This window comes from Kitasatospora sp. NPDC024654 (assembly GCF_055559155.1).
In genome coordinates, this window is the sequence record NZ_JBVHLF010000215.1 from 1 (window position 1) to 3,289 (window position 3,289).

The following is a 3,289-nucleotide window of genomic DNA, read 5'->3' on the forward strand; positions in this document are numbered from 1 at the left end:
CGAGGACTGCTTCGACTGTGCCTGCGGCCTCTACCTCGGCGGCCCGGCCACTTGATCAACACCCCTCCACGAATTAACGCGGAGCAGCACTAGGTGCTTCAGCGCGCGGTAGGCGGCCTCGCCGACCGTGACCATGCCGGCCGCGGTCTCGAACGACAGCTCCTTCGGCTTGGCCGCCGGGCGCTCCAGGACGGCGTACTCGCTGTAGCCGCCGACGGAGGCGACGCCGAAGACCTCGTCGCCGACCGAGGCGCTCGCGTCCTCGCCGACCTTGTCCACGACACCGGCCACGTCCCAGCCCGGGACCATCGGGAAGTCGACGGGGAAGAAGCCCTGCATCATCCCGGCGCGGATCCGCACGTCGATCGGGTTGACGGCCGTGGCCTTCACCCGGATGCGGACCTGGCCAGGCCCCGGCTCGGGGGTGGGGACCTGGGAGAGGGTGAGCACGTCCGGCGTGCCGTACTCGGAGAAGGTGATCGCAGAAGACATCAGGTACTCCCTGGGGAGAGGAGGAACAGCACACGACCCGAAATCATTCAGTCCGTCTGATTGTCCTTCCAGGTGTATCGCGCACTGCGTGTGAATTGGCGAGTGACCTGTATCACACAATACGTATGATCTGTGGGTAAGATGAAGGCATGCCGTCCATGCCGCCCGTCCATCGACGCCAGCCGACCCTCAGCAATCCGCGCGTCCAGCGCACCCGCACCCGGGTCCTGGCCGTCGCGCGCGAACTGCTGCCCGACGTCGGGCCGACCGGGCTGACCTACGCCCTGCTGGCCGAACGCGCCGACGTCACCCGCCAGACTCTCTACCGGCACTGGCCCAACCGCGCCGCCCTGCTCTTCGACCTCATCCTCGAAGGCCCCGACCTCGGCACCTACCCCGAACCGGGCAGAGATGTCCGCACCGTCGCCACCGCCTGGCTGAAGAGCCTGCGCGCCGGCGTCGGCGACCCGGCCATCCGCACCGCCGTACTGGCCGTCACCGCCCAGGCCGACCATGACCCCGACAGCGCCCAGGCGCTCGTCCGGATCGTTGAGGACCGCCACGCGGCCCTCAATAGGCTCCTGGAGCCCTCGGGCGTCCAGATCGACAGTGACGAGTACACCCTGCTCTACGGCCCGGTCCTGGCGCGGCTCTTCCTCGATCGGGGCGAGGTCACCGACGGGTTCATCGACACCGTCGTCGCCCAGTGGCTCACCACCATCGAGAGTGAAGCCGCAAAGCCGCAGAGCGAGAGTCGACCTTAGGGCCATCAGGCAGCCTGCCGTGGAGGGCTTATCTCCGAATCCGCGGGACGGGCGTTCCACGTGCCCAGCGTGCCTTGACTGCATGCATCGCTATGACCTGGGTGATCGGCGCCCGCCGGGTCGGCCGAGAACCCCGAGGCCACCGTCCCCCCCGCGCCCCGGGCCGCCCGGAACCCGCAGCCCGTACGCCGGGTCGAGCAGCTGGAAGCCGGCCGGCTACACCGGCGTGATCACCGCGAACTGCAGCACCATCACGCACGGCCAGGTCCGCGAGCTGAAGTCCAGGCGGCCGGCCCAATCGGCGACGAGCCCAGCACCCGGCCTGGCGGCCAAGGCAGAGGCAGGGGCAGAGGCAGATTTTTGTCCTCAGGTGTCGGCCATGAGCTGGAGCAGGTCGCGCAGGTTGCGTCGCTGGTTCTCGTCGAGGGCGGCGAGTGGGTCGCGGGCGAAGCGGAGGCGGTCGAGCAGATCCTCGGCGATCTGCCTGCCGGTGTCCGTGATGACCAGGAGCTTGACTCGCCGGTCGCCGGGATCGGGCTGGCGCTCGAGCAGGCCTCGGGCCTGGAGCTTGTCCACGATGCCGGTGAGGTTGGAGGGCTCGGCGCCGAGGCGCTCGGCGATGCGCCGCATGGGCAGGGCAGCGCCCTCCAGGGCGATGAGCACCTTGACCTGCTGCGGGGTGAGGCCGTGGTGGGCGGCCGCGGACTCGTACTCGCGGGCGTACCGGTCGGTGATCGTCGAGAAGAGAGCGGTCACCTCGGAGGTACCAGGAGACGCCGTTCGTCGAGGCCTACTCCGAGAACCGGGTGCTCGCCTTCGTCCACTACTGGCTCTCGCTCCTGGAGCAGCCCGCCGCCGAGGCGGAGCCGCTGCGCGAACTCCTGGACGCCGACCTCGCCATGACCCTCTCCGACGGCCGCGTCCTGCACACCTTCGACGAGGTCGCTGCCTGGTACGCGGACGCCGCCCAGCTGGTCGACATCAGCACCCACCACCTCATCGACCTCACCATCACCCCCGGAACAGACGGCATCCACCACCTCTCGGTCGACTTCGCCTGGGAGGGCATCACGCGCGAAGGCCAGCCCATGACCGCGCGCACCCGCCACCACTGGACCCTCACCGAAACCGGCGAACGCTACCTGCGCCTGCGACGCTTCGCCGTCACCACCCTCGACCCGTTCACCCCGGTCACAGCGGAAGAGGCACTCGCCCACCACGACGCCAATAAGACCGGCTGAGAGCACCCACCAGCAACCGCACCAGCCCGTGGCGTCAAGAGGCCCACGAGCCCCGAGCGGCCCGGAGGAGTTCTGGATCGACGGCCGTTACGTCGACGAAGTCCTCAAATGCCGCCGCTTGGGAACCAGGACGATGGTGGGGCTGCCAGGAGACTGTCAGATATCCCGCTCCTCAGCAGCCGCCTCGGGCCAGGTGTCCCCGAGGCGGAGCTGTGACTGTCGGCGGCGGCTGAACCGTGACCCACTTTGGACGGTTGAGTTCTGACCCTCTTGTGTCGTCGGTGGTCTTGTTCAGTCGTTGTCGGTGGCGTTGGGGACGCGGCCGAGTTCGCGGCCTCGCATGCGGTAGGACTCGCCCTTGAGGGAGTGGACCTCGGCGTGGTGGACGAGTCGGTCGATCATGGCGGCGGCGACGGTCTCGTCGCCGAAGACCTCTCCCCAGCGCCCGAAGGGCTTGTTCGAGGTGACGATCACGCTGGCCCTCTCGTAGCGGTTCGAGATCAGTTGGAAGAACAGGTTCGCGGCCTCGGCCTCGAACGGGATGTAGCCCACTTCGTCGATCACGATCAGCGGGTAGCGGCCGAGCTTGACCAACTCGTCCTGGAGCCGGCCGCTGTGGTGGGCAGCGGCCAGGCGGTCGACCCACTGGGCGGCGGTGGCGAACGCGACCCGGTGTCCGGCCTGGCAGGCCCGGACGGCGAGCCCGGTCGCGACGTGTGTCTTGCCGGTGCCCGGCGGTCCCAGGAAAACGGCGTTCTCCTTGGCCGCTATGAAGTCCAATGTTCCCAGATG

The 3,289-nt window shown here is 68.7% G+C and carries 5 protein-coding genes; 2 read left to right on the forward strand and 3 right to left on the reverse strand.

The genetic code is table 11. From position 1 onward, the window contains the following. Positions 1–30 precede the first annotated feature (30 nt). On the reverse strand, positions 31–492 hold the full coding sequence (locus ACZ38L_RS38960; RefSeq protein WP_465702801.1) for an alcohol dehydrogenase catalytic domain-containing protein: 462 nt from the start codon (positions 490–492) through the stop codon (positions 31–33). 149 nt (positions 493–641) lie between these two features. Between ACZ38L_RS38960 and ACZ38L_RS38965 the strand changes: the two genes are divergently transcribed. After that, complete coding sequence (locus ACZ38L_RS38965; protein ID WP_465702804.1) at positions 642–1,256, forward strand: TetR/AcrR family transcriptional regulator; 615 nt, start codon at positions 642–644, stop codon at positions 1,254–1,256. 366 nt (positions 1,257–1,622) lie between these two features. Here ACZ38L_RS38965 and ACZ38L_RS38970 read toward each other — a convergent pair whose 3' ends face one another. Continuing rightward, positions 1,623–2,012 (reverse strand): MarR family winged helix-turn-helix transcriptional regulator, encoded by a 390-nt coding sequence (locus ACZ38L_RS38970; RefSeq protein WP_465702806.1) that lies wholly within the window; start codon positions 2,010–2,012, stop codon positions 1,623–1,625. Between the two features lie 50 nt (positions 2,013–2,062). Between ACZ38L_RS38970 and ACZ38L_RS38975 the strand changes: the two genes are divergently transcribed. Beyond that, on the forward strand, positions 2,063–2,497 hold the full coding sequence (locus ACZ38L_RS38975) for a hypothetical protein (RefSeq protein WP_465702808.1): 435 nt from the start codon (positions 2,063–2,065) through the stop codon (positions 2,495–2,497). Positions 2,498–2,788: 291 nt separating this feature from the next. On the opposite strand, the gene istB is transcribed toward ACZ38L_RS38975, so the two are convergent. Further along, positions 2,789–3,289: IS21-like element helper ATPase IstB (gene istB / locus ACZ38L_RS38980; protein ID WP_465699270.1), on the reverse strand; the 501-nt coding region annotated here is incomplete at its 5' end.